Source organism: Luteimonas sp. MC1750 (genome assembly GCF_016615955.1).
Taxonomy (GTDB): Bacteria; Pseudomonadota; Gammaproteobacteria; order Xanthomonadales; family Xanthomonadaceae; genus Luteimonas.
Genome location: NZ_CP067113.1, coordinates 2241086 through 2264153, shown reverse-complemented (window position 1 = coordinate 2264153; position 23068 = coordinate 2241086). Strand labels below are relative to the sequence as shown.

Genomic DNA, 23068 nt, shown 5'->3' with positions numbered 1-23068 from the left:
CTGGCGGTTCACAGATTCCCCTGGGTCGCGCCGCGCGCGGCCCGCTGATGCCAAAGGCGGTAGCTCCCCATGACGACGTCATATTCGTTCACCGAAAAGAAGCGCATCCGCAAGGACTTCGGCAAGCGCCGTTCGATCCTCGAGGTCCCGTTCCTGCTGGCCATCCAGGTCGACTCGTACCGCGAGTTCCTGCAGGCCGACCGCGATCCCGCGCGCCGCGAGGACCGCGGCCTGCACGCCGCCCTCAAGTCCGTGTTCCCCATCACCAGCTACAACGGCTACGCAGCGCTGGAGTACGTCGGCTACAAGCTCGGCGACCCGGTGTTCGACGAGCGTGAGTGCCGCAACCGCGGCCTCAGCTACGGCGCCCCGCTGCGCGTGACCGTGCGCCTGGTGATCTACGACCGCGAGTCCTCGTCGAAGGCCATCAAGTACGTGAAGGAGCAGGAGGTCTACATGGGCGAGATCCCGCTCATGACCGGCAACGGCACCTTCATCGTCAACGGCACCGAGCGCGTCATCGTCTCCCAGCTGCACCGCTCGCCGGGCGTGTTCTTCGACCACGACCGTGGCAAGACCCACAGCTCGGGCAAGCTGCTGTACAGCGCCCGCATCATCCCGTACCGCGGCTCGTGGCTCGACTTCGAGTTCGACCCGAAGGACGCGCTGTTCACCCGCATCGACCGCCGCCGCAAGCTGCCGGTTTCGGTGCTGCTGCGCGCGCTCGGCTACAACAACGAAGAAATGCTCAACGAGTTCTTCGAGATCAACCACTTCCACATCGATCCCGAAGAGGGCGTGCAGCTCGAGCTGGTGCCCGAGCGCCTGCGCGGCGAGACCCTGGACTTCGACCTGGCCGATGGCGACCGCGTGATCGTCGAGGCCGGCCGCCGGATCACCGCGCGCCACGTCAAGCAGCTGACCGACTCGGGCATCGAAGCCCTGGCCGTGCCGGATGCCTACCTCGTGGGCCGCGTGCTGTCGCATGACGTCGTCGATGCCGCCACCGGCGAGCTGATCGCCTCGGCCAACGACGAGATCACCGACGAGATGCTGGAAGCCCTGCGCAAGGCGGGCATCGAGGCCGTGGGCACGATCTGGACCAACGACCTGGACCGCGGCGCGTACCTGTCCAACACCCTGCGCATCGACGGAACCCGGACCCAGCTCGAGGCCCTGGTCGAGATCTACCGCATGATGCGTCCCGGCGAGCCGCCGACCAAGGATGCCGCGCAGAACCTGTTCCACAACCTGTTCTTCACCTTCGAGCGCTACGACCTGTCGGGCGTGGGCCGGATGAAGTTCAACCGCCGCATCGGCCGCAAGGAAACCACCGGTTCGCCGGTGCTGTACGACGCCAAGTACTTCGCCGAGCGCAAGGACGACGACTCCGCGCGCCTGCGCCAGGCCAACGGCGACAGCTCCGACATCCTCGACGTGCTGAAGGTGCTGACCGAGATCCGCAACGGCCGCGGCGTGGTCGACGACATCGACCACCTCGGCAACCGCCGCGTGCGTTCGGTCGGCGAGATGGCCGAGAACGTGTTCCGCGTGGGCCTGGTGCGCGTCGAGCGCGCGGTGCGCGAGCGCCTGACCATGGCCGAGGCCGATGGCCTGACGCCGCAGGAGCTGATCAACGCCAAGCCGGTCGCGGCGGCGGTGAAGGAGTTCTTCGGTTCGTCGCAGCTGTCGCAGTTCATGGACCAGAACAACCCGCTGTCCGAGGTCACCCACAAGCGCCGCGTGTCGGCGCTTGGCCCGGGCGGCCTGACCCGCGAGCGCGCCGGCTTCGAGGTGCGCGACGTGCACCCGACCCATTACGGCCGCGTCTGCACCATCGAGACCCCGGAAGGCCCGAACATCGGCCTGATCAACTCGCTGGCCGTGTTCGCGCGCACCAACGGCTACGGCTTCCTCGAGACGCCGTACCGCAAGGTCGTGGACGGCAAGGTCACCGACGACGTCGAGTACCTGTCGGCGATCGAGGAGAACGAGTACGTCATCGCGCAGGTGAGCGCGCCGCAGGATGACAACGGCAACCTCGACGCGCCGTTCATCGCCTGCCGCTTCCAGGGCGAGAACCTGCTGAAGCCGCCGAGCGAGATCCACTACATGGACGTCTCGCCGATGCAGACCGTGTCGGTCGCGGCGGCGCTGGTTCCGTTCCTCGAGCACGACGACGCCAACCGCGCGCTCATGGGCGCGAACATGCAGCGCCAGGCCGTGCCGACGCTGAAGAGCGAGAAGCCGCTGGTCGGCACCGGCATCGAGCGCGCCGTGGCGCGCGACTCGGGCGTGACGGTGAACGCGCGCCGTGGCGGCGTGATCGAGCAGATCGACGCCGCGCGCATCGTGGTCAAGGTCAACGAGGACGAGATCTCCGGCGAAACCGATGCCGGCGTCGACATCTACAACCTGATCAAGTACACGCGCTCCAACCAGAACACCTGCATCAACCAGACCCCGCTGGTCAACGTGGGCGACGTGGTCGCGCGCGGCGACGTGCTGGCCGACGGTCCTTCGACCGACATCGGCGAGCTGGCCCTGGGCCAGAACATGCTGGTCGCGTTCATGCCGTGGAACGGCTACAACTTCGAGGACTCGATCCTCCTGTCCGAGCGCGTGGTCAAGGAAGACCGCTACACCACGATCCACATCGAGGAGCTCACCGCCGTCGCCCGTGACACCAAGCTGGGCCCGGAGGAGATCTCGGCCGACATCCCGAACGTCTCCGAGCAGGCGCTCAACCGCCTCGACGAGTCGGGCGTGGTGTACATCGGCGCCGAAGTGCGCGCCGGCGACATCCTGGTCGGCAAGGTCACGCCCAAGGGCGAAAGCCAGCTGACCCCGGAAGAGAAGCTGCTGCGCGCGATCTTCGGCGAGAAGGCGTCGGACGTGAAGGACAGCTCGCTGCGCGTGCCGCCCGGCATGGACGGCACCGTCATCGACGTGCAGGTCTTCACCCGCGACGGCATCGAGAAGGACAAGCGCGCCAAGCAGATCGAGGAAAGCGAGATCAAGGCCGTCAAGAAGGACTTCGACGACCAGTTCCGCATCCTCGAGGGCGCGATCTACGCCCGCCTGCGCGAACAGCTGCTGGGCAAGACCGCCAACGGCGGCCCGGGCGTCAAGAAGGGCGACACCGTGTCGTCGCTGGTGCTGGACGGCCTGAAGAAGTCCGACTGGCTGCAGCTGCGCATGAAGGACGACGACGCCGCCGACGCGATCGAGCGCGCCGCCAAGCAGCTGCAGGTGCACGAGGAGGAATTCGAGCGCCGCTTCCAGGACAAGCGCGGCAAGATCACCCAGGGCGATGACCTCGCACCGGGCGTGCTGAAGATGGTCAAGGTCTACCTGGCGGTGAAGCGCCGCATCCAGCCGGGCGACAAGATGGCCGGCCGCCACGGCAACAAGGGCGTCGTGTCGACCATCGTTCCGGTGCAGGACATGCCGCACATGGCCAACGGCGAGACCGTCGACATCGTGCTCAACCCGCTGGGCGTGCCGAGCCGAATGAACATCGGCCAGATCCTCGAGGTCCACCTGGGCTGGGCTGCAAAGGGCCTGGGCAGGAAGATCGACGAGATGCTGCAGGCGCAGGCCAAGGTGGCCGAGCTGCGCAAGTTCCTCGACCAGATCTACAACCACGACAACAAGCTGCACGGGCAGCGCGTGGACCTGAAGCAGTTCTCCGACGAGGAGCTGCTGACGCTGGCGAAGAACCTGACCGGCGGCGTGCCGATGGCGACCCCGGTGTTCGACGGCGCGGCGGAGGTCGAGATCAAGCAGATGCTGGAACTCGCCGACCTGCCGACCAGTGGCCAGGCGCAGCTGTACGACGGCCGCACCGGCGATGCCTTCGAGCGCAAGGTGACCGTGGGCTACATGCACATGCTCAAGCTCAACCACCTGGTCGACGACAAGATGCACGCGCGTTCCACCGGTCCGTACTCGCTCGTCACCCAGCAGCCGCTGGGCGGCAAGGCGCAGTTCGGCGGCCAGCGCTTCGGCGAGATGGAGGTCTGGGCACTGGAAGCCTACGGCGCCGCCTACACCCTGCAGGAAATGCTGACGGTGAAGTCCGACGACGTGCAGGGCCGCAACCAGATGTACAAGAACATCGTCGACGGCGAACACGAGATGGTCGCGGGCATGCCCGAGTCCTTCAACGTGCTGGTCAAGGAAATCCGTTCGCTCGCGATCAACATGGAGCTGGAAGAGAACTGAGGACGCCAGCCGGGGCAGGGCGCGCACCACGCGCCCGCCCCCGGTGAGTACCGCAGCCACGTCCTCGATTTCCGTTCCCGGAGAAACACATGAAAGACCTTCTGAACCTGTTCAACCAGCAGCGCCCGGCGCTCGACTTCGACGCGATCAAGATCGCGCTGGCCTCGCCCGACCTGATCCGTTCGTGGTCGTTCGGCGAAGTCAAGAAGCCCGAGACCATCAACTACCGCACCTTCAAGCCCGAGCGCGACGGCCTGTTCTGCGCCGCCATCTTCGGGCCGGTGAAGGACTACGAGTGCCTGTGCGGCAAGTACAAGCGCATGAAGCACCGCGGCGTGGTCTGCGAGAAGTGCGGCACCGAGGTCACCCTGGCCAAGGTGCGCCGCGAGCGCATGGGCCACATCGACCTCGCCAGCCCCACCGCGCACATCTGGTTCCTCAAGTCGCTGCCGTCGCGCATCGGCCTGATGCTGGACATGACGCTGCGTGACATCGAGCGCATCCTCTATTTCGAGGCGTTCGTCGTCACCGAGCCGGGCCTGACGCCGATGGAGCGTGGCCAGCTGCTCAACGAAGAGCAGTTCATGCAGATGCGCCAGGAGCACGGGGACGACTTCGACGCCGCGATGGGCGCCGAGGCCGTGTTCGACCTGCTGCGGACGATCGACCTGCAGGCCGAGATGGTGCGCCTGAAGGAAGAGATCGCCGCCACCGGCTCCGAGACCAAGCTCAAGCGCCTCACCAAGCGCATCAAGCTGGTCGAGGCCTTCCTCGAGTCGGGCAACCGCCCCGAGTGGATGGTCATGACCGTGCTGCCGGTGCTGCCGCCGGACCTGCGCCCGCTGGTCCCGCTGGACGGTGGCCGCTTCGCGACCTCCGACCTCAACGACCTGTACCGCCGCGTCATCAACCGCAACAACCGCCTGCGCCGCCTGCTCGAGCTCAACGCGCCCGACATCATCGTGCGCAACGAGAAGCGCATGCTGCAGGAGTCGGTGGACGCGCTGATGGACAACGGTCGCCGCGGCCGCGCCATCACCGGCACCAACAAGCGCCCGCTGAAGTCGCTCGCCGACATGATCAAGGGCAAGCAGGGCCGGTTCCGCCAGAACCTGCTGGGCAAGCGCGTCGACTACTCGGGCCGTTCGGTCATCGTGGTCGGCCCGACGCTGCGCCTGCACGAGTGCGGCCTGCCGAAGAAGATGGCGCTGGAGCTGTTCAAGCCCTTCATCTTCGCCAAGCTGCAGCGCCGTGGCCTGGCCACGACGATCAAGGCCGCCAAGAAGCTGGTCGAGCGCGAAGAGGCCGAGGTGTGGGACATCCTCGAAGAGGTGATCCGCGAGCACCCGGTGCTGCTGAACCGCGCGCCGACCCTGCACCGCCTGGGCATCCAGGCGTTCGAGCCGGTGCTGATCGAGGGCAAGGCCATCCAGCTGCACCCGCTGGTCTGCACCGCGTTCAACGCCGACTTCGACGGTGACCAGATGGCCGTGCACGTCCCGCTGAGCCTCGAGGCCCAGCTGGAAGCGCGTGCGCTGATGATGTCGTCGAACAACATCCTGTCGCCCGCCAACGGCGAGCCGATCATCGTGCCGTCGCAGGACGTGGTCCTGGGTCTGTACTACATGACCCGCGCGCTGGAGAACACGGTGGGCGAGGGCATGGCGTTCGCGAACGTCGCCGAGGTCAAGCGCGCCTACGACAACAAGGCCGCCGGCCTGCACGCCAAGGTCAAGGTCCGCATTTCCGAGACCGTGGCCGACGAGGACGGCAACCGCGAGAAGAAGACCTCGATCGTGGAGACCACGGTCGGGCGCGCCCTGCTGGCCGAGATCCTGCCGGAAGGCCTGCCGTTCGCGCTGGCCAACACCGAGCTGAACAAGAAGAACATCAGCCGCCTGATCAACTCCTGCTACCGCATGCTCGGCCTGAAGGACACGGTCGTGTTCGCCGACAAGCTGATGTACACCGGCTTCGCGTACGCCACGCGCGCCGGCGTCTCGATCGGCATCGACGACATGGTGATCCCGGACGAGAAGAAGGGCATCCTGGCCGAGGCCGAGGCCGAGGTCCTGGAGATCCAGCAGCAGTACCAGTCCGGCCTGGTCACCGCCGGCGAGCGCTACAACAAGGTCGTGGACATCTGGTCGCGCACCAACGAGCGCGTCGCCCAGGCGATGATGAAGACCATCGGCACCGAGATCGTCACCAACGCCAAGGGCGAGCGGGTCGAGCAGAAGTCGATGAACTCGGTCTACATCATGGCCGACTCCGGCGCGCGTGGTTCGCAGGCGCAGATCCGCCAGCTGGCGGGCATGCGCGGCCTGATGGCCAAGCCCGACGGCTCGATCATCGAGACCCCGATCACCTCGAACTTCCGCGAGGGCCTGAACGTCCAGCAGTACTTCATCTCGACCCACGGTGCGCGAAAGGGCCTGGCGGATACCGCGCTGAAGACCGCGAACTCCGGCTACCTGACCCGTCGCCTGGTCGACGTGGCGCAGGACGTGGTGATCACCGAGACCGACTGCGGCACCCGCGACGGCCTGAGCATGACCCCGATCGTCGAAGGCGGCGACGTGGTCGAGCCGCTGAAGGACCGCGTGCTCGGCCGCATGGTGGCCGAGGACGTGTTCCTGCCGGGCGACGACGAGGATCCGATCGTCACCCGCAACACGCTGCTCGACGAAGCCTGGGTGCAGAAGCTCGAGGACGCCGGCGTGCAGGCGATCCAGGTGCGTTCGACCATCACCTGCGAGTCGTCGTTCGGCGTCTGCGCCCACTGCTATGGCCGTGACCTCGGCCGCGGCCACCTCGTCAACCTCGGCGAGGCCGTGGGCGTGGTTGCCGCGCAGTCGATCGGCGAGCCCGGCACCCAGCTGACGATGCGGACCTTCCACATCGGTGGCGCGGCGTCGCGTGCGGCCGCGATCGACAACGTGACGGTCAAGACCACCGGCTCGGTGAAGTTCAACAACGTCAAGTTCGTGTCGCACTCCGCGGGCCACCTGGTCGGCGTGTCGCGCTCGGGCGAGATCTCGGTGCTCGACCAGCATGGCCGCGAGCGCGAGCGCTACAAGCTGCCCTACGGCGCGACCATCAACGCGAAGGACGGCATGGCGGTCAAGGCCGGCCAGACGGTTGCCACCTGGGACCCGCATAACCACCCGATCGTGTCGGAAGTGAAGGGCGTGATGCGCTTCATCGACTTCATCGACGGCGTCACCGTCATCGAGAAGACCGACGAGTTGACCGGCCTCGCCTCGCGCGAGATCACCGATCCGAAGCGTCGCGGTTCCCAGGGCAAGGACCTGCGCCCGCTGATCCGCATCGTCGACGCCAAGACCGGCGAGGACCTCAACATCCCCGGCACCGACCTGCCGGCGCAGTACCTGCTGCCGCCGCGTTCGATCGTCAACATGCAGGACGGCGCGTCCGTCGGCGTGGGCGACGTGGTGGCGAAGATCCCGCAGGAAGCGTCCAAGACCCGCGACATCACCGGCGGCCTGCCGCGCGTGGCCGACCTGTTCGAGGCGCGCAAGCCGAAGGACCCGGCGATCCTCGCCGAGAAGTCCGGCGTGGTGAGCTTCGGCAAGGACACCAAGGGCAAGCAGCGCCTGATCATCAAGGCGGCCGACGGTGACGATCACGAGGAGCTGATCCCGAAGTATCGCCAGATCATCGTGTTCGAGGGCGAGCACGTGGAGAAGGGCGAGACCGTGGTGGACGGCGAGCCGAGCCCCCAGGACATCCTGCGCCTGAAGGGCGTCGAGGAGCTGGCGTCGTACCTGACCAAGGAAATCCAGGACGTCTACCGCCTGCAGGGCGTCAAGATCAACGACAAGCACATCGAGGTGATCGTCCGCCAGATGCTGCGCAAGGTCGAGATCACCGATGCCGGCGACAGCACCCGTTTCCTCAATGGCGAGCAGGCCGAGCGCCAGCGCGTCATCGAGGCCAACGAGAAGCACAACGCCAAGGGCGAGCTTCCGGTGCACTACGATCCGGTGCTGCTGGGCATCACCAAGGCGTCGCTGGCGACCGAGTCGTTCATCTCCGCGGCCTCCTTCCAGGAGACCACCCGCGTGCTGACCGAGGCGGCCGTCCGCGGCACCCGTGACAGCCTGCGCGGCCTGAAGGAGAACGTGATCGTCGGCCGCCTGATTCCCGCGGGCACCGGACTGGCGTACCATACGCAGCGTCGCAAGAACGCCTCCGGCCTGACCGAGTCCGAGATGGAGGCCCTGTCCGCGGTCACCGTCGTGGAAGAGTCGCAGGTCGAGGAGACGGCGCAGGTCGAGGGGGGCGATGCACCCCTGGCCGAAGGCGCCGGCGAGTAATACCGATCCAAAGTCAGTGACGGCCCTCCCGGGGGCCGTCCCAGATCCCGAAATGAGGTGCCATGGAGGCGCCTCGTGTTCGGCCCAGGAAGGGCGGGAAAGATGACCATGGCCCAGGCGCGCCCCGGAATGCGGAGTGCTGCCTGCCCGGTCCCTTGGCTGCGTTGACGCTGGGCGTCGACGCCGGCTATACTTTTCCGTCTCGGCAGGCTGGGTTGACTCCGCCTGCCTTCGTTTTCGCGCACGGAACCTGGACCGTGCGGCCGGCGAGCCCCCTGGGGCCCGCCACCGAGCCGGGCCCAGCCCGTCATACCCAACAGCGGGCCTCGCGCCCGGAGCAGAAGACCCGACACCGATGGCAACGATCAACCAGCTGGTGCGCAAGCCGCGCAGCCCGGAAACCTACAAGAGCAACTCGCCCGCGCTGCAGAACTGCCCGCAGCGTCGTGGCGTGTGCACCCGCGTCTACACCACGACCCCGAAGAAGCCGAACTCGGCCCTGCGCAAGGTCGCCAAGGTGCGCCTCACCAACGGCTACGAGGTCATCTCCTACATCGGTGGCGAAGGCCACAACCTGCAGGAGCACTCGGTGGTGCTGATCCGCGGCGGTCGCGTCAAGGACCTGCCGGGCGTGCGCTACCACACCGTGCGTGGCTCGCTCGACGCCGCCGGCGTCGCCAAGCGCAAGCAGGCCCGTTCCAAGTACGGCGCCAAGCGTCCGAAGGGCTGATCCAGTCCCTTTCCCGCCCTTCGAACAGATACTGAAAAGGCTCGAGAACAATGTCGCGTAAAGGAAACACCCCGCAGCGCTCGGTGCTGCCCGACCCCAAGCACGGTAGCGAGACCATCGCGCGCTTCATCAACATGGTGATGTACAGCGGCAAGAAGTCCGTCGCCGAGAAGATCGTGTACGGCGCCATGGACGTCATCGGCGAGCGCAACCCGAACCCGCTGGAAGTCGTCGAGAAGGCGCTCGGCAACATCTCGCCGTCGGTCGAGGTGAAGTCCCGCCGTGTCGGCGGCGCCACCTACCAGGTGCCGGTCGAAGTGCGCCAGTCGCGCCGCATGGCGCTGGCGATGCGCTGGCTGATCGATTCCGCCCGCAAGCGCGGCGAGAACAGCATGCCGCGCAAGCTCGCCGCCGAGCTGATCGACGCCTCCGAGAACCGCGGTGGCGCGATCAAGAAGCGCGAAGAGACGCACCGCATGGCCGAGGCCAACAAGGCCTTCGCGCACTACCGCTGGTAACGGCGCACGGCCGGCGCCTGACGCCGGCCAGATGATCGCTTGGCCGGGTGCCGCCGCAGGGCGGCATTCGCCCATCCGGAACCATTCCGCACGTCCGCGACAGTGGACAAAAAATACAGAGAGATCGCCGTGGCCCGCACCACTCCCATCGACCGCTATCGCAACTTCGGCATCATGGCCCACATCGATGCCGGCAAGACCACCACGTCCGAGCGCATCCTGTTCTACACCGGCAAGAGCCACAAGCTCGGTGAAGTGCACGACGGCGCCGCCACCATGGACTGGATGGAACAGGAGCAGGAGCGCGGCATCACGATCCAGTCCGCCGCCACGACCGCGTTCTGGAAGGGCATGGACAAGACCCTGCCCGAGCACCGCTTCAACATCATCGACACCCCCGGGCACGTCGACTTCACCATCGAGGTGGAGCGTTCGCTGCGCGTGCTCGACGGCGCGGTGTTCGTGCTCTGCGCGGTCGGCGGCGTGCAGCCGCAGTCCGAGACCGTGTGGCGCCAGGCCAACAAGTACAAGGTCCCGCGCATCGCGTTCGTCAACAAGATGGACCGCACCGGCGCCAACTTCGTCAAGGTCCGCGACCAGCTGAAGTCGCGCCTGGGCGCCGCGCCCGTGCCGATGCAGGTGCCGATCGGCGCGGAGGACGGCTTCGAGGGCGTGGTCGACCTGCTGAAGATGAAGGCGATCCACTGGGATACCGCCAGCCAGGGCCTGACCTTCGAGTATCGCGAGGTCCCCGCCGAGCTGCTCGAGCAGGCGAAGGAGGCGCGCGCCTACATGGTCGAGTCGGCCGCCGAGGCCAACGAGGCGCTGATGGACAAGTACCTCGAGGGCGGTGAGCTGTCCGAGGACGAGATCGTCGCCGGCCTGCGTGCGCGCACCCTGGCCACCGAGATCGTGCCGATGTTCTGTGGCACCGCGTTCAAGAACAAGGGTGTCCAGGCGATGCTCGACGGCGTCGTGCAGCTGCTGCCGTCGCCGGTCGACGTGCCCTCGATCCGCGGTACGGACGTGGATGACGAGTCCAAGGAGCTGAGCCGCGAGTCCAGCGACAACGCGCCGTTCTCCGCGCTCGCGTTCAAGATCATCACCGACCCGTTCGTGGGCTCGCTGACCTTCTTCCGCGTGTACTCGGGCAAGCTCAACGCCGGCGACCAGGTGCTGAACTCGGTCAAGGGCAAGAAGGAGCGCATCGGCCGCCTGCTGCAGATGCATTCCAACAACCGCGAAGAGATCAAGGAAGTTTTGGCGGGCGACATCGCCGCTGCCGTGGGCCTGAAGGACGTCACCACCGGTGACACCCTCTGCGCCCAGGACGCGCCGATCGTGCTCGAGCGCATGGTGTTCCCGGAGCCGGTCATCTCGATGGCCGTGGAGCCGAAGACCAAGTCCGACCAGGAAAAGATGGGCATCGCCCTGGGCCGCCTGGCGCAGGAAGATCCCTCGTTCCGCGTCCGCACCGACGAGGAATCCGGCCAGACCATCATCGCCGGCATGGGCGAGCTGCACCTGGACATCATCGTCGACCGCATGAAGCGCGAGTTCAACGTCGAGGCCAACGTCGGCAAGCCGCAGGTGGCCTACCGCGAGACCATCCGCAAGACGGTCAAGTCGGAAGGCAAGTTCGTCCGCCAGTCGGGCGGCAAGGGCCAGTTCGGCCACGTGTGGCTCGAGATCTCGCCGCAGGAGCCGGGTACCGGCTACGAGTTCGAGAACGCGATCGTCGGCGGCGTTGTGCCGAAGGAATACATCCCGGCCGTCGACAAGGGCATCCAGGAAGCGGTGGCCAACGGCATCCTCGCCGGCTATCCGATCGTGGACGTCAAGGTGAAGCTGTACGACGGTTCGTACCACGAGGTCGACTCGTCCGAAATGGCGTTCAAGATCGCGGGCTCGATGGGCTTCAAGGAAGGTTTCCAGAGGGCCTCGCCGGTCCTGCTCGAGCCGATCATGAAGGTCGAGATCGTCAGCCCCGAGGACTACCTGGGTGACGTCATGGGCGACGTGAGCCGCCGCCGCGGCATCCTCCAGGGCCAGGACGACAGCCTGTCGGGCAAGATCATCAACGCGATGATCCCGCTGGGCGAGATGTTCGGCTATGCCACCAGCCTGCGCTCGATGTCGCAGGGCCGCGCCACCTTCACGATGGAGTTCGACCACTACGCGGAAGCGCCGTCGAACATCGCCGATGAAGTGGTGAAGAAGAAGTAAGCCGCGCCGGCGACGGCAACCAGACAACCAACTCTAGAGAGACTGCAATCATGGCCAAGGGTAAGTTCGAGCGCACCAAGCCCCACGTGAACGTGGGCACGATCGGTCACGTGGACCACGGCAAGACGACGCTGACGGCGGCGCTGACGAAGATCGGTGCGGAGCGTTTCGGCGGCGAATTCCACGCCTATGACGCGATCGACAAGGCGCCGGAAGAGAAGGCGCGTGGCATCACGATCTCGACCTCGCACGTGGAGTACGAGAGCCCGAACCGCCACTACGCGCACGTCGACTGCCCCGGGCACGCCGACTACGTCAAGAACATGATCACCGGTGCGGCGCAGATGGACGGCGCGATCCTGGTGTGCTCGGCCGCTGACGGCCCGATGCCGCAGACGCGCGAGCACATCCTGCTGGCGCGCCAGGTCGGCGTGCCGTACATCGTGGTGTTCCTGAACAAGGCCGACATGGTCGACGACGCGGAGCTCCTCGAGCTGGTCGAGATGGAAGTGCGCGAGCTGCTGTCGAAGTACGACTTCCCGGGCGACGACACCCCGATCATCCACGGTTCGGCGCTCAAGGCGCTGGAAGGCGACCAGTCGGACATCGGCGTGCCGGCGATCATCAAGCTGGTCGAGGCGCTGGACACCTGGATCCCGGAGCCGGAGCGTGACATCGACAAGACCTTCCTGATGCCGGTGGAAGACGTGTTCTCGATCTCGGGCCGCGGCACCGTGGTGACCGGCCGCATCGAGCGCGGCATCATCAAGGTGGGCGAGGAAATCGAGATCGTCGGTATCCGCGACACCCAGAAGACGACCGTGACCGGCGTCGAGATGTTCCGCAAGCTGCTCGACCAGGGCCAGGCGGGCGACAACGCCGGCCTGCTGCTGCGCGGCACCAAGCGCGATGACGTCGAGCGCGGCCAGGTGCTGTGCAAGCCGGGTTCGATCAAGCCGCACACGGACTTCGAGGCCGAGGTGTACGTGCTGTCGAAGGACGAGGGCGGCCGCCACACGCCGTTCTTCAAGGGCTACCGTCCGCAGTTCTACTTCCGCACCACCGACATCACCGGCGCCTGCGAGCTGCCGGAGGGCGTCGAGATGGTGATGCCGGGCGACAACGTGAAGATGGTGGTCTCGCTGATCAACCCGATCGCGATGGACGAGGGCCTGCGCTTCGCGATCCGCGAGGGTGGCCGTACGGTCGGCGCGGGCGTGGTCGCCAAGATCCTCAAGTAAGCAGGCGTATCCCGGCGGCCTTTGGCCGCCGCGATACGGGTCGCCGTTGATCCGGACCGTGGTCCGGATAACGCCGACGGGGCCATCGGCTTGCGCCGACGGCTTTTTCGGTTCCCGGGTGTTGCGCTTTTCCTTGGGAGCCCGCTATAATCGCTGACCACTCCGGCGGATGCCTTCGGGCCTTCGCCGGAATCGCGAAATGAGGTGCAGGATGCGCCTCGTCTTCGCCAGACAGGGAACACGTCGCGCGGCAGTACCCCGGTCCCTCCCGAAGCTCTTCGGGACACAGCGGACCAGGGGAATCGTCGCGTTCGCTTCTCCGTCTGGGCGGGCCGGGTCACCGGCCTGCCTTGTTTTTTGCAGGGAAGGTCGCCGTGGCGCGGGTCGTCAGCCTCGGCAGCCAATGAATCCACGGGGTTCCGCGCACCCAGCCGCGGGCCTGTCGCTCTTTTAACGAAGGAATTCCGTCATGGCGGACCAAAAGATCCGGATCCGGCTGAAGGCGTTCGATCATCGACTGATCGACCGTTCGGCCAGCGAGATCGTCGAAACGGCCAAGCGGACGGGCGCCCAGGTGCGCGGCCCGATCCCCCTGCCGACCAAGATCGAGCGTTACACCATCCTGACGTCGCCGCACGTCGACAAGGATGCGCGTGACCAGTACGAAACCCGCACGCACAAGCGCGTGCTTGACATCGTCGACCCCAACGACAAGACCGTGGACGCGCTGATGAAGCTCGAGCTCGCGGCCGGCGTCGACGTCCAGATCAAGCTGACCTGAGGCCACTGACATGACTGCGAAGAAGTATTCGCTGGGAATCGTCGGTCGCAAGGCCGGCATGAGCCGGGTGTTCACCGAGGACGGCCAGTCCATCCCGGTGACCCTGATCGAAGCCACCCCGAACCGCATCACCCAGGTGAAGACCAGCGCGACCGACGGCTACAGCGCCGTGCAGGTCACCGTCGGCAGCAAGCGCGCCGTGCTGGTGAACAAGCCCGAAGCCGGCCACCTGGCCAAGGCCAAGGTCGAGGCCGGTCGTGGCCTCTGGGAGCTGCGCGTGGCCGACGACAAGATCGGCGACTTCGAAGTGGGCGGCGAGATCAAGGCCGACATCTTCGAGGTTGGCCAGATGGTCGACGTCCAGGGCGTGACCAAGGGCAAGGGCTTCCAGGGCACGATCAAGCGCTGGAACTTCAGCATGGGCGACGCGACGCACGGCAACTCGTTGTCGCACCGCTCGCCGGGCTCGATCGGCCAGCGCCAGACTCCGGGCCGCGTGTTCCCGGGCAAGAAGATGGCAGGCCACATGGGTGCCGTCCGTCAGAGCACGCAGAACCTCGAGGTGGTCCGGGTCGACGCCGAGCGCGGCCTGATCGCCGTGAAGGGTGCGGTTCCGGGCGCGCCGGGCGGAGACGTGATCGTGCGTCCCGCGAGCAAAGGATAAGGAGAGATGACGATGGAACTCTCTATTACGGGTAGCAGCAACAAGATGTCGGTCTCCGACGTGGTGTTCGGTCGCGAGTTCAACCGTGACCTGGTCCACCAGGTCGTGGTCGCGTACCGCAATGCGGGTCGTGCCGGCACCAAGGCGCAGAAGACGCGCTCCGAAGTCAACGGCACGACCAAGAAGTCGAAGAAGCAGAAGGGCGGCGGCGCGCGTCATGGCGCACTGACGGCCCCGATCTTCGTCGGCGGCGGCGTGACCTTCGCGGCCAAGCCGCGCAGCTTCGAGCAGAAGGTCAACCGCAAGATGTACCGCGCGGCGATGATGGCGATCCTCTCCGAGCTGGTCCGCCAGGGCCGACTGCAGGTCGTCGAGACCTTCGACGTCGAGGGTACGAAGACGAGCGCGCTGGTCGAGAAGCTCAAGGGCTTCGACCTGGGCCGCCGTCCGCTGATCGTGACCGAGGACGCCTCGGAGCACCTGTACCTGTCCGCGCGCAACCTGCCCTACGTCGAGATCCGCGACGTGCAGGGCCTGGACCCGGTCTCGCTGGTCGGTGCCGACAGCGTGCTGGTCACGGCCGACGCCATGAAGAAGATCGAGGAGTGGCTGGCATGATCAACGACGCCAAGCTTTATGCACTGATCCGTGCGCCGCGCGTGTCCGAGAAGACCGCGCGCCTGCAGGAAGTGTCCAACCAGTACGCGTTCGAAGTGGCGACCGATGCCACCAAGGCCGACATCAAGATCGCGGTCGAGAAGCTGTTCGACGTCAAGGTCGAAGCGGTCAACGTGCTGAACGTGAAGGGCAAGCAGAAGGCCTTCCGCAACCGCAACGGCCGTCGCGGCGACTGGCGCAAGGCGTATGTGACGCTTGCCGAAGGCCAGTCGATCGACGTCATGAACGCCAAGGCCTGAGGAAGCCCCCATGCCATTGATGAATTTCAAGCCCACCTCCGCCGGCCGCCGCAGTGCAGTCCGCGTGGTCACGCCCGAGCTGCACAAGGGTGCGCCCTACGCGCCGCTGGTCGAGAAGCAGAGCAAGACCGGTGGCCGCAACCACCACGGCCGCATCACCACCCGTCACATCGGTGGTGGCCACAAGCAGCATTACCGCATCATCGACTTCAAGCGCGACAAGGAAGGCATCCCGGCGCGCGTGGAGCGGATCGAGTACGACCCCAACCGCACCGCGCACATCGCGCTGCTGGTCTACATCGACGGTGAGCGCCGCTACATCATCGCCCCCAAGGGCCTGAAGACGGGCGACCAGGTGATCGCGGGCAACGACGCCCCGATCCGCGCCGGCAACACCCTGCCGCTGCGCAACATCCCGGTCGGCTCCACCGTGCACTGCATCGAGATGAAGCCGGGCAAGGGCGCGCAGATCGCCCGTGCCGCCGGTGCCGGCGTGCAGCTGGTGGCGCGCGAGGGCGTGTACGCCACGCTCCGCCTGCGTTCGGGCGAGATGCGCCGCGTTCCGGCCGAGTGCCGCGCGACCATCGGCGAAGTGGGCAACTCCGAGCACAACCTGGAGAAGCTGGGCAAGGCGGGCGCCAAGCGCTGGCGCGGCATCAAGCCGACCGTCCGCGGCGCGGCCATGAACCCGGTCGACCATCCGCACGGCGGTGGTGAGGCCAAGGCCGGCCAGGGCAACCCGCACCCGGTCACCCCGTGGGGCGTGCCGACCAAGGGTTACAAGACCCGCCACAACAAGCGGACGCAGCAGTTCATCGTGCGCGACCGCAGGAGCTAACCGACCATGGCACGTTCACTCAAGAAGGGCCCGTTCGTCGACCACCACCTCGTCAAGAAGGTGGAAGCGGCGGGCAACACCAAGAAGCCGATCAAGACCTGGTCGCGCCGTTCGATGGTGCTCCCGGAGATGGTGGGTTTCACCATCGCGGTGCACAACGGTCGCAACCACGTCCCGGTGCTGGTCAACGAGAACATGGTTGGCCACAAGCTCGGCGAGTTCGCCCTGACCAGGACCTTCAAGGGTCATGGCGGCGACAAGAAGTCGCGTTAAGGAGATGACGATGGAAGCGAAGGCAATCCTGCGCACCGTGCGCATCTCCCCGCAGAAGGCACGCCTGGTCGCCGACCAGGTCCGTGGCCTCTCGGCCTCGCGCGCCCTCGACTTGCTGAAGTTCAGCGACAAGAAGGCCGCCCACCTGATCTACAAGGTCGTGTATTCGGCCACCTCCAACGCCGAGAACAACCTCGGCGCGGACGTCGACGAGCTGAAGGTCAAGGCGATCATGGTCGACGAAGGCCCGACGCTGAAGCGCTTCATGGCGCGGGCGAAGGGTCGCGGCACGCGCATCCTCAAGCGCACCAGCCACATCACCGTCGTTGTCGGCGAGGGGAAGTAAGCATATGGGTCACAAAGTTCACCCCACCGGCATCCGCCTGGGCATCTCCAAGGACTGGAATTCCAAGTGGTACGCCGGCAAGAAGGAATACGCCGGGTACCTGGCGTCGGACCTGAAGGTCCGCGAGATGCTCCGCAAGAAGCTGGCCGCCGCCGGGATCAGCAAGATCCTGATCGAGCGTCCCTCGAAGTCGGCCCGCGTGACGATCCACACCGCCCGCCCGGGCGTGGTGATCGGCAAGCGCGGCGAGGACATCGAGAAGCTGCGCAAGGAAGTCAGCGACATGATGGGCGTCCCGGCGCACATCAACGTCACCGAGGTCCGCAAGCCTGAGCTCGACGCGCAGCTGGTCGCCGAGTCGATCGCGCAGCAGCTCGAGCGCCGCATCATGTTCCGCCGCGCGATGAAGCGCGCCGTCGGCAACGCGATGCGCCTGGGCGCGCTCGGCATCAAGGTCAACGTGGCCGGTCGCCTGAACGGCGCCGAGATCGCGCGTTCGGAGTGGTACCGCGAAGGTCGCGTGCCGCTTCACACGCTGCGCGCCGACGTCGACTACGGCTTCGCCGAGGCCAAGACGACCTACGGAATCATTGGAATCAAGACCTGGATCTACAAGGGCGAGATCTTCGACTTCGCCCAGGTCGGCCAGGAAAAGCAGGACGATTCTCCGCGCGGCGAGCGTGGTGATCGTGGCGACCGCGAGCGCCCGCGTGGCCCGCGTCGCGAACGCGAGGCGAGGGACTAAGTCATGCTGCAACCCAAGCGAACCAAATACCGCAAGATGCACAAGGGCCGCAACGACGGCCTGTCCTGGAGCGCGAACGCAGTCAGCTTCGGCGAGTTCGGCCTGAAGGCCACTCAGACCGGCCAGCTGACCGCCCGCCAGATCGAGGCCGCGCGTCGTGCCATCAGCCGCTACGTCAAGCGCGGCGGCAAGATGTGGATCCGCGTGTTCCCCGACAAGCCGATCTCGAAGAAGCCGATCGAAGTCCGCATGGGCTCGGGCAAGGGCAACGTCGAGTACTGGGTGGCCCAGATCCAGCCCGGCCGCATGATCTACGAGATCGAGGGCGTCGATGAAGTGACGGCACGCGAGGCGTTCCGCCTGGCGGCCGCCAAGCTCTCGGTCACCACCACTTTCGTGACCCGGACGGTGCGCTGATGGACATCAAGGAACTCCGCCAGAAGTCTTCGGACGATCTGAAGGCGCACCTGCTCGAGCTGCAGAAGGAGCAGTTCTCGCTGCGCATGCAGAAGGCGACCGGCCAGCTCGCCAAGACCCACGACGCCCGTCGGGTACGCCGCGAGATCGCTCGCGTCAACGCCCTCCTCGGCGCCAAGCAGTAAGGACCGGGCAGACATGACCGAAAATACCGAAAAGAAGCTGCGCACGGTCGAAGGCCGCGTCGTCAGCAACAAGATGGACAAGACCGTGACGGTGCTCGTCGAGCGCCAGGTCAAGCACGCGCTGTACGGCAAGTACATCCGTCGCTCGACCAAGCTGCACGCGCACGACGCCGAGAACTCCTGCAACGAGGGCGACACCGTCCGGGTTGTGGAGATCGCGCCGATGTCCAAGACCAAGAACTGGCGCGTCGTCGAAATCGTCACGCGCGCCGCTGAATAAGGAGGCTCCGAAATGATCCAGATGCAGAGCCACCTGACGGTGGCGGACAACTCCGGTGCCAAGGAAGTGATGTGCATCAAGGTGCTGGGCGGCTCGAAGCGTCGCTACGCCGGCATCGGTGACATCATCAAGGTGTCCGTCAAGGACGCCATTCCGCGCGGCAAGGTCAAGAAGGGCGAGGTCTACGACGCCGTCGTGGTGCGCACCCGCAAGGGCGTGCGTCGTGCCGATGGTTCGCTGATCCGCTTCGACGGCAACGCCGCCGTGCTGCTCAACAACAAGCAGGAGCCGATCGGCACCCGCATCTTCGGGCCCGTGACCCGCGAGCTGCGCTCCGAGAAGTTCATGAAGATCGTCTCGCTCGCACCCGAAGTGCTCTGAGCCGGACGAAGAGGAAACCGACATGAACCGCATCAAGAAGGGTGACCGCGTCGTCGTCACCGCAGGCAAGGACAAGGGCAAGCAGGGCGAAGTCGTCCGCGTGCTCGGCGAGAAGGTTGTCGTCGCGAACGTCAACATCATCAAGCGCCACACCAAGCCCAACCCCCAGGCCAACCAGCCGGGCGGCGTGATCGAGCGCGAAGCTCCGATCGACGCTTCGAACGTGATGCACTTCAACCCTGCCTCGGGCAAGGGCGAGCGCATTGGAACCAAGGTCCTCGAGGATGGACGCCGCGTACGCGTGTTCCGCTCGAGTGGTGAGGCGATTGACGCCTGAGGAATGTGAAATGACCACCCGTCTGGAAAAGTTCTACAAGGAAGAAGTGGTGCCGAAGCTCACCGAGCAGTTCGGCTACACGAATCCGATGCAGGTTCCGCGCCTGAGCAAGATCACGCTCAACATGGGCGTGGGCGAAGCCGCCGCGAACAAGAAGGTGCTCGAGAACGCCACCGCCGACATGGCCAAGATCTCCGGTCAGAAGCCGCTGGTCACCAAGTCGCGCGTGTCGGTGGCCTCGTTCAAGATCCGCGACGGCTGGCCGATCGGCTGCAAGGTCACGCTGCGCAGGGCCCACATGTACGAGTTCTTCGACCGCCTGGTCAACGTCGCGCTGCCGCGCGTCCGCGACTTCCGTGGCGTCTCGGGTCGTTCGTTCGACGGCCGTGGCAACTACAACATGGGCGTCAAGGAACAGATCATCTTCCCGGAGATCGATTTCGACCAGGTCGACGCCCTGCGTGGCATGGACATCGCCATCACCACGACCGCCAAGACCAACGACGAAGCCCGCGCCCTGCTCGAGGCGTTCCGCTTCCCGTTCCGCAACTGACCGGACAAGAGACCATGGCCAAGACCTCAATGATCAACCGCGAAGCGAAGCGCGCGAAGCTGGCGAAGAAGTTCGCCGCCAAGCGCGACGAGCTGAAGAAGATCGTCAGCAGCGAGTCGGCGAGCTACGAGGAGAAGATGGACGCGGCGGTCAAGCTGCAGAAGCTTCCCCGCGATTCCTCGCCCTCGCGCCAGACCACGCGTTGCGCCCTGACCGGCCGTCCGCGCGCCGTGTACAGCAAGTTCGGCCTGGGCCGCAACATGCTGCGCAAGGCGACGATGAACGGTGACGTTCCCGGCCTGCGCAAGGCGAGCTGGTAACCACAGCGACACCCGGGTCCGCGAGGGCCCGGTCCAACGAATTCGCAATCCCGCGGATATCGGTGCACTCAAAGGTATTCATCAATGAGCATGACTGATCCCATCGCCGATATGCTGACCCGCATGCGCAATGCGGCGGCCGTCGGCAAGCCGACGGTGAAGATGCCGTCCTCCAAGACCAAGGTGGCCATCGCCAAGGTGCTGCAGGATGAAGGCTACATCGCCGGCGCACGCGTGAACGAGAACGGCGCCAAGGCCGAGCTCGAGATCGAACTGAAGTACTACGAGGGCCGCCCGGTCATCGAGCGCATGCAGCGCATTTCGCGCTCCGGCCTGCGCCACTACCGCGGCAAGTCCGAACTGCCCAAGGTCCTCAACGGCCTCGGCATCGCCATCATCTCCACCTCGAAGGGCATCATGACCGATGCGCAGGCGCGCCAACTGGGCGTCGGCGGCGAGGTCCTGTGCTTCGTGGCCTAAGGGAGGAACCGTAATGTCCCGAATTGCCAAGAAGCCCATCCCGCTGGCGAAGGGCGTGGAGCTGAAGATCCAGGACGGCACCGTCGTCGCGAAGGGCCCGAAGGGCTCGCTGTCGATGGCGATGCCGTCCGGCGTCGAGTTCAACATGGAAGACGGCCAGCTCGTCCTGTCCCCGGCAACCGCCGAAGACATGGCGATCACCGGCACCATGCGCTCGGTCATCGCCAACATGGTCCAGGGCGTCTCCGAAGGCTTCGAGCGCAAGCTCGAGCTGGTCGGCGTCGGCTACCGTGCCGCCATGCAGGGCCAGGACCTGAACCTGTCGCTCGGTTTCTCCCACCCGGTGCTGTTCAAGCCGCCGGCGGGAATCACCATCAGCACCCCGACCCAGACCGAAATCGTGGTCAACGGCGCTGACAAGCAGCAGGTCGGCGAAGTGGCCGCCAAGATCCGCGGCTACCGTCCGCCGGAGCCGTACAAGGGCAAGGGCGTCAAGTACGCCGGCGAGAACATCATCCGCAAGGAAGCCAAGAAGGCCTAAGCCGGCCTTCAGCTTTCGGAGAACGAGACCATGCAGAAGAAAATTGCCCGCCTGCGCCGCGCCAAGTCGACGCGCGCCCATATCCGCGAACTCGGCGTTCCGCGCCTGTCGGTGCTGCGCACCGGCCAGCACCTCTACGCCCAGGTGTTCACCGCCGACGGCTCGAAGGTCCTGGCTGCCGCCAGCACCACCCAGGCCGACGTGGGCGAAGGCCTGAAGAACCGCAACAACATCGAGGCCGCCGCCAAGGTCGGCCGCGCGATCGCGGAGAAGGCCAAGGCCGCCGGGATCGACGCGGTTGCCTTCGACCGCTCCGGTTACAGGTATCATGGGCGGATCAAGGCCCTGGCCGACGCCGCGCGCGAAGGCGGCCTGCAGTTCTAAGCGTCACGACGACGCATTGAAAGGGTGGGGCGCAGGCCCCACCCTTCGCCTCCTGCCGATGCGGGCTGCATCGGACGCCTTCCGGCTTCTGCCCGGGAACGCGGTCCACCGATCCACACCACAACCATAAGCGGCGCCAAGCCGTACATCCCTCAACAACACAGGCAGCATCGAAATGGCAGAAGAACGCGCACCGCGCGGTCGTGACCGCGACCGCAACCGCGAGGAAATCGACGACGGCATGATCGAGAAGCTGATCGCGGTCAACCGCGTCAGCAAGACGGTCAAGGGTGGCCGCCAGTTCACCTTCACCGCGCTCACCGTGGTCGGTGACGGCGCCGGCAAGGTCGGCTTCGGCTACGGCAAGGCCCGCGAGGTCCCCGTTGCCATCCAGAAGTCGATGGAGCAGGCGCGCCGCAACATGACCAGCGTGCATCTCAACGGCGGCACGCTGTACCACACGGTGAAGGCCGGCCACGGCGCCGCCCGCGTGTTCATGCAGCCTGCCTCGGAAGGTACCGGCGTCATCGCCGGTGGCGCGATGCGCGCCGTGCTCGAGGCCGTGGGCGTCAAGGACGTGCTGGCCAAGGCCGTCGGTTCGCGCAACCCGATCAACCTCGTCCGCGCCACGGTCAAGGGCCTCGCCGGCATGCACTCGCCCGGCGACATCGCGGCCAAGCGCGGCAAGAAGCTGGAGGACATCGTCCATGGCTAAGAACGAAGCCGGCAGCGGCACCGTCAAGGTGCGCCTGGTCAAGGGCCTCCGCGGCTCGCAGGCCAAGCACCGCCTGTCCGTCAAGGCCCTGGGCCTTGGCAAGCTCAACAGCGTCCGCGAACTGAAGGACAGCCCGCAGGTCCGTGGCCTCATCAACAAGGTCCACTACCTGGTCCGGGTCGAGGAATAAGCACATGAAGCTCAACACCATGCAGCCCGCAGAGGGCGCCCGCACCGACCGCAAGCGCGTCGGCCGCGGCATCGGCTCCGGCCTCGGCAAGACCGCCGGTCGCGGCCACAAGGGTTCCTTCGCCCGCTCGGGCAAGGGCAAGATCAAGGCCGGCTTCGAAGGCGGCCAGATGCCGCTGCGCAAGCGCCTGCCCAAGGTCGGCTTCCGTTCGCGCATCGCCGGCGACACCGCCGAAGTCATGCTGTACCAGCTTGACCGCCTGGAAGGCGACATCGACTTCAAGGCGCTGCGCGCCGCGAAGCTGGTGCCGTCCACCGCCAAGCGCGCCAAGATCGTGCTCAAGGGCGAGATCGGCAAGGCCCTGGTGCTGAAGGGCCTGCTGGCCACGGCCGGTGCCCGCGCGGCGATCGAAGCCGCCGGCGGCAAGGTCGAGGAGTAA

27 protein-coding genes are annotated in these 23068 nt (G+C 66.2%); all 27 read left to right on the top strand.

Going from position 1 to position 23068, the window contains the following annotated elements; translation table 11 throughout:
• The first annotated feature begins 69 nt into the window (after nt 1-69).
• The 27 genes from rpoB (at nt 70) to rplO (ending at nt 23068) form a co-directional block, all read left to right on the top strand.
• The gene (gene rpoB / locus JGR68_RS10605; RefSeq protein WP_199363287.1) at nt 70-4227 is read left to right on the top strand and encodes a DNA-directed RNA polymerase subunit beta; all 4158 of its coding nucleotides are present in this window, start codon (nt 70-72) and stop codon (nt 4225-4227) included.
• A gap of 89 nt (nt 4228-4316) precedes the next feature.
• Complete coding sequence (gene rpoC, locus JGR68_RS10600) at nt 4317-8567, top strand: DNA-directed RNA polymerase subunit beta' (protein WP_199363289.1); 4251 nt, start codon at nt 4317-4319, stop codon at nt 8565-8567.
• Between the two features lie 355 nt (nt 8568-8922).
• Complete coding sequence (gene rpsL, locus JGR68_RS10595) at nt 8923-9297, top strand: 30S ribosomal protein S12 (RefSeq protein WP_144892849.1); 375 nt, start codon at nt 8923-8925, stop codon at nt 9295-9297.
• A 50-nt stretch (nt 9298-9347) separates the two neighbouring features.
• A complete protein-coding gene (rpsG, locus tag JGR68_RS10590) occupies nt 9348-9815 on the top strand; it encodes a 30S ribosomal protein S7 (RefSeq protein ID WP_199363290.1) in 468 nt (155 codons plus the stop codon).
• A gap of 129 nt (nt 9816-9944) precedes the next feature.
• Nucleotides 9945-12041, top strand: coding sequence for an elongation factor G (fusA, locus tag JGR68_RS10585; protein ID WP_199363291.1), 2097 nt, complete (start codon nt 9945-9947; stop codon nt 12039-12041).
• A 50-nt stretch (nt 12042-12091) separates the two neighbouring features.
• Nucleotides 12092-13282 (top strand): elongation factor Tu, encoded by a 1191-nt coding sequence (gene tuf, locus JGR68_RS10580; RefSeq protein WP_199363292.1) that lies wholly within the window; start codon nt 12092-12094, stop codon nt 13280-13282.
• A gap of 469 nt (nt 13283-13751) precedes the next feature.
• Nucleotides 13752-14063, top strand: coding sequence for a 30S ribosomal protein S10 (gene rpsJ, locus JGR68_RS10575; protein WP_024891232.1), 312 nt, complete (start codon nt 13752-13754; stop codon nt 14061-14063).
• Nucleotides 14064-14073: 10 nt separating this feature from the next.
• On the top strand, nt 14074-14727 hold the full coding sequence (gene rplC, locus JGR68_RS10570; RefSeq protein WP_199363293.1) for a 50S ribosomal protein L3: 654 nt from the start codon (nt 14074-14076) through the stop codon (nt 14725-14727).
• Between the two features lie 12 nt (nt 14728-14739).
• Entirely contained in the window at nt 14740-15345 is a 606-nt protein-coding gene (gene rplD / locus JGR68_RS10565; RefSeq protein WP_199363352.1) for a 50S ribosomal protein L4, read from the top strand.
• Complete coding sequence (gene rplW / locus JGR68_RS10560) at nt 15342-15644, top strand: 50S ribosomal protein L23 (RefSeq protein WP_199363294.1); 303 nt, start codon at nt 15342-15344, stop codon at nt 15642-15644. The genes rplD and rplW overlap by 4 nt, the downstream gene beginning before the upstream one ends.
• A 10-nt stretch (nt 15645-15654) precedes the next feature.
• Nucleotides 15655-16482 carry a 50S ribosomal protein L2 gene (gene rplB / locus JGR68_RS10555; protein ID WP_199363295.1) on the top strand — a complete coding sequence of 276 codons (828 nt, stop codon included), beginning with the start codon at nt 15655-15657 and terminating at the stop codon, nt 16480-16482.
• 6 nt (nt 16483-16488) lie between these two features.
• A complete protein-coding gene (rpsS, locus tag JGR68_RS10550; RefSeq protein WP_199363297.1) occupies nt 16489-16755 on the top strand; it encodes a 30S ribosomal protein S19 in 267 nt (88 codons plus the stop codon).
• Between the two features lie 10 nt (nt 16756-16765).
• Entirely contained in the window at nt 16766-17101 is a 336-nt protein-coding gene (gene rplV / locus JGR68_RS10545) for a 50S ribosomal protein L22 (protein WP_199363299.1), read from the top strand.
• Nucleotides 17102-17105: 4 nt separating this feature from the next.
• Nucleotides 17106-17846 carry a 30S ribosomal protein S3 gene (gene rpsC / locus JGR68_RS10540; RefSeq protein ID WP_199363300.1) on the top strand — a complete coding sequence of 247 codons (741 nt, stop codon included), beginning with the start codon at nt 17106-17108 and terminating at the stop codon, nt 17844-17846.
• A 3-nt stretch (nt 17847-17849) separates the two neighbouring features.
• On the top strand, nt 17850-18263 hold the full coding sequence (rplP, locus tag JGR68_RS10535; protein WP_199363302.1) for a 50S ribosomal protein L16: 414 nt from the start codon (nt 17850-17852) through the stop codon (nt 18261-18263).
• Nucleotides 18263-18448 carry a 50S ribosomal protein L29 gene (gene rpmC / locus JGR68_RS10530; protein WP_199363304.1) on the top strand — a complete coding sequence of 62 codons (186 nt, stop codon included), beginning with the start codon at nt 18263-18265 and terminating at the stop codon, nt 18446-18448. The genes rplP and rpmC overlap by 1 nt, the downstream gene beginning before the upstream one ends.
• A 13-nt stretch (nt 18449-18461) precedes the next feature.
• Nucleotides 18462-18728 carry a 30S ribosomal protein S17 gene (gene rpsQ, locus JGR68_RS10525; protein WP_199363305.1) on the top strand — a complete coding sequence of 89 codons (267 nt, stop codon included), beginning with the start codon at nt 18462-18464 and terminating at the stop codon, nt 18726-18728.
• Between the two features lie 12 nt (nt 18729-18740).
• Entirely contained in the window at nt 18741-19109 is a 369-nt protein-coding gene (gene rplN / locus JGR68_RS10520) for a 50S ribosomal protein L14 (RefSeq protein ID WP_199363307.1), read from the top strand.
• Nucleotides 19110-19131: 22 nt separating this feature from the next.
• Nucleotides 19132-19446, top strand: coding sequence for a 50S ribosomal protein L24 (rplX, locus tag JGR68_RS10515; protein WP_199363308.1), 315 nt, complete (start codon nt 19132-19134; stop codon nt 19444-19446).
• A gap of 10 nt (nt 19447-19456) precedes the next feature.
• Nucleotides 19457-19999, top strand: a complete 543-nt coding sequence (rplE, locus tag JGR68_RS10510) for a 50S ribosomal protein L5 (RefSeq protein ID WP_199363310.1) — start codon at nt 19457-19459, stop codon at nt 19997-19999.
• A gap of 14 nt (nt 20000-20013) precedes the next feature.
• A complete protein-coding gene (gene rpsN / locus JGR68_RS10505) occupies nt 20014-20319 on the top strand; it encodes a 30S ribosomal protein S14 (RefSeq protein ID WP_199363312.1) in 306 nt (101 codons plus the stop codon).
• An 84-nt stretch (nt 20320-20403) separates the two neighbouring features.
• Nucleotides 20404-20799 carry a 30S ribosomal protein S8 gene (gene rpsH / locus JGR68_RS10500; RefSeq protein WP_199363314.1) on the top strand — a complete coding sequence of 132 codons (396 nt, stop codon included), beginning with the start codon at nt 20404-20406 and terminating at the stop codon, nt 20797-20799.
• A 13-nt stretch (nt 20800-20812) separates the two neighbouring features.
• Nucleotides 20813-21340 (top strand): 50S ribosomal protein L6, encoded by a 528-nt coding sequence (rplF, locus tag JGR68_RS10495; protein ID WP_199363315.1) that lies wholly within the window; start codon nt 20813-20815, stop codon nt 21338-21340.
• Nucleotides 21341-21370: 30 nt separating this feature from the next.
• Nucleotides 21371-21724, top strand: coding sequence for a 50S ribosomal protein L18 (gene rplR, locus JGR68_RS10490; protein ID WP_199363316.1), 354 nt, complete (start codon nt 21371-21373; stop codon nt 21722-21724).
• A gap of 175 nt (nt 21725-21899) precedes the next feature.
• Entirely contained in the window at nt 21900-22439 is a 540-nt protein-coding gene (rpsE, locus tag JGR68_RS10485; RefSeq protein WP_199363317.1) for a 30S ribosomal protein S5, read from the top strand.
• Complete coding sequence (rpmD, locus tag JGR68_RS10480) at nt 22432-22629, top strand: 50S ribosomal protein L30 (RefSeq protein WP_199363318.1); 198 nt, start codon at nt 22432-22434, stop codon at nt 22627-22629. Before rpsE ends, rpmD begins: the two co-directional genes overlap by 8 nt.
• Nucleotides 22630-22633: 4 nt before the next feature.
• A complete protein-coding gene (gene rplO / locus JGR68_RS10475; protein WP_199363319.1) occupies nt 22634-23068 on the top strand; it encodes a 50S ribosomal protein L15 in 435 nt (144 codons plus the stop codon).

Excerpts from the sequence above, each read along its gene's own strand:
- rpoB (WP_199363287.1), top strand. The coding sequence starts at position 70 with ATGACGACGTCATATTCGTTCACCGAAAAGAAGCGCATCCGCAAGGAC.
- rpoC (WP_199363289.1), top strand. The coding sequence starts at position 4,317 with ATGAAAGACCTTCTGAACCTGTTCAACCAGCAGCGCCCGGCGCTCGAC.
- rpsL (WP_144892849.1), top strand. The coding sequence starts at position 8,923 with ATGGCAACGATCAACCAGCTGGTGCGCAAGCCGCGCAGCCCGGAAACC.
- rpsG (WP_199363290.1), top strand. The coding sequence starts at position 9,348 with ATGTCGCGTAAAGGAAACACCCCGCAGCGCTCGGTGCTGCCCGACCCC.
- tuf (WP_199363292.1), top strand. The coding sequence starts at position 12,092 with ATGGCCAAGGGTAAGTTCGAGCGCACCAAGCCCCACGTGAACGTGGGC.
- rpsJ (WP_024891232.1), top strand. The coding sequence starts at position 13,752 with ATGGCGGACCAAAAGATCCGGATCCGGCTGAAGGCGTTCGATCATCGA.
- rplC (WP_199363293.1), top strand. The coding sequence starts at position 14,074 with ATGACTGCGAAGAAGTATTCGCTGGGAATCGTCGGTCGCAAGGCCGGC.
- rplD (WP_199363352.1), top strand. The coding sequence starts at position 14,740 with ATGGAACTCTCTATTACGGGTAGCAGCAACAAGATGTCGGTCTCCGAC.
- rplW (WP_199363294.1), top strand. The coding sequence starts at position 15,342 with ATGATCAACGACGCCAAGCTTTATGCACTGATCCGTGCGCCGCGCGTG.
- rplB (WP_199363295.1), top strand. The coding sequence starts at position 15,655 with ATGCCATTGATGAATTTCAAGCCCACCTCCGCCGGCCGCCGCAGTGCA.
- rpsS (WP_199363297.1), top strand. The coding sequence starts at position 16,489 with ATGGCACGTTCACTCAAGAAGGGCCCGTTCGTCGACCACCACCTCGTC.
- rplV (WP_199363299.1), top strand. The coding sequence starts at position 16,766 with ATGGAAGCGAAGGCAATCCTGCGCACCGTGCGCATCTCCCCGCAGAAG.
- rpsC (WP_199363300.1), top strand. The coding sequence starts at position 17,106 with ATGGGTCACAAAGTTCACCCCACCGGCATCCGCCTGGGCATCTCCAAG.
- rplP (WP_199363302.1), top strand. The coding sequence starts at position 17,850 with ATGCTGCAACCCAAGCGAACCAAATACCGCAAGATGCACAAGGGCCGC.
- rpmC (WP_199363304.1), top strand. The coding sequence starts at position 18,263 with ATGGACATCAAGGAACTCCGCCAGAAGTCTTCGGACGATCTGAAGGCG.
- rpsQ (WP_199363305.1), top strand. The coding sequence starts at position 18,462 with ATGACCGAAAATACCGAAAAGAAGCTGCGCACGGTCGAAGGCCGCGTC.
- rplN (WP_199363307.1), top strand. The coding sequence starts at position 18,741 with ATGATCCAGATGCAGAGCCACCTGACGGTGGCGGACAACTCCGGTGCC.
- rplX (WP_199363308.1), top strand. The coding sequence starts at position 19,132 with ATGAACCGCATCAAGAAGGGTGACCGCGTCGTCGTCACCGCAGGCAAG.
- rplE (WP_199363310.1), top strand. The coding sequence starts at position 19,457 with ATGACCACCCGTCTGGAAAAGTTCTACAAGGAAGAAGTGGTGCCGAAG.
- rpsN (WP_199363312.1), top strand. The coding sequence starts at position 20,014 with ATGGCCAAGACCTCAATGATCAACCGCGAAGCGAAGCGCGCGAAGCTG.
- rpsH (WP_199363314.1), top strand. The coding sequence starts at position 20,404 with ATGAGCATGACTGATCCCATCGCCGATATGCTGACCCGCATGCGCAAT.
- rplF (WP_199363315.1), top strand. The coding sequence starts at position 20,813 with ATGTCCCGAATTGCCAAGAAGCCCATCCCGCTGGCGAAGGGCGTGGAG.
- rplR (WP_199363316.1), top strand. The coding sequence starts at position 21,371 with ATGCAGAAGAAAATTGCCCGCCTGCGCCGCGCCAAGTCGACGCGCGCC.
- rpsE (WP_199363317.1), top strand. The coding sequence starts at position 21,900 with ATGGCAGAAGAACGCGCACCGCGCGGTCGTGACCGCGACCGCAACCGC.
- rpmD (WP_199363318.1), top strand. The coding sequence starts at position 22,432 with ATGGCTAAGAACGAAGCCGGCAGCGGCACCGTCAAGGTGCGCCTGGTC.
- rplO (WP_199363319.1), top strand. The coding sequence starts at position 22,634 with ATGAAGCTCAACACCATGCAGCCCGCAGAGGGCGCCCGCACCGACCGC.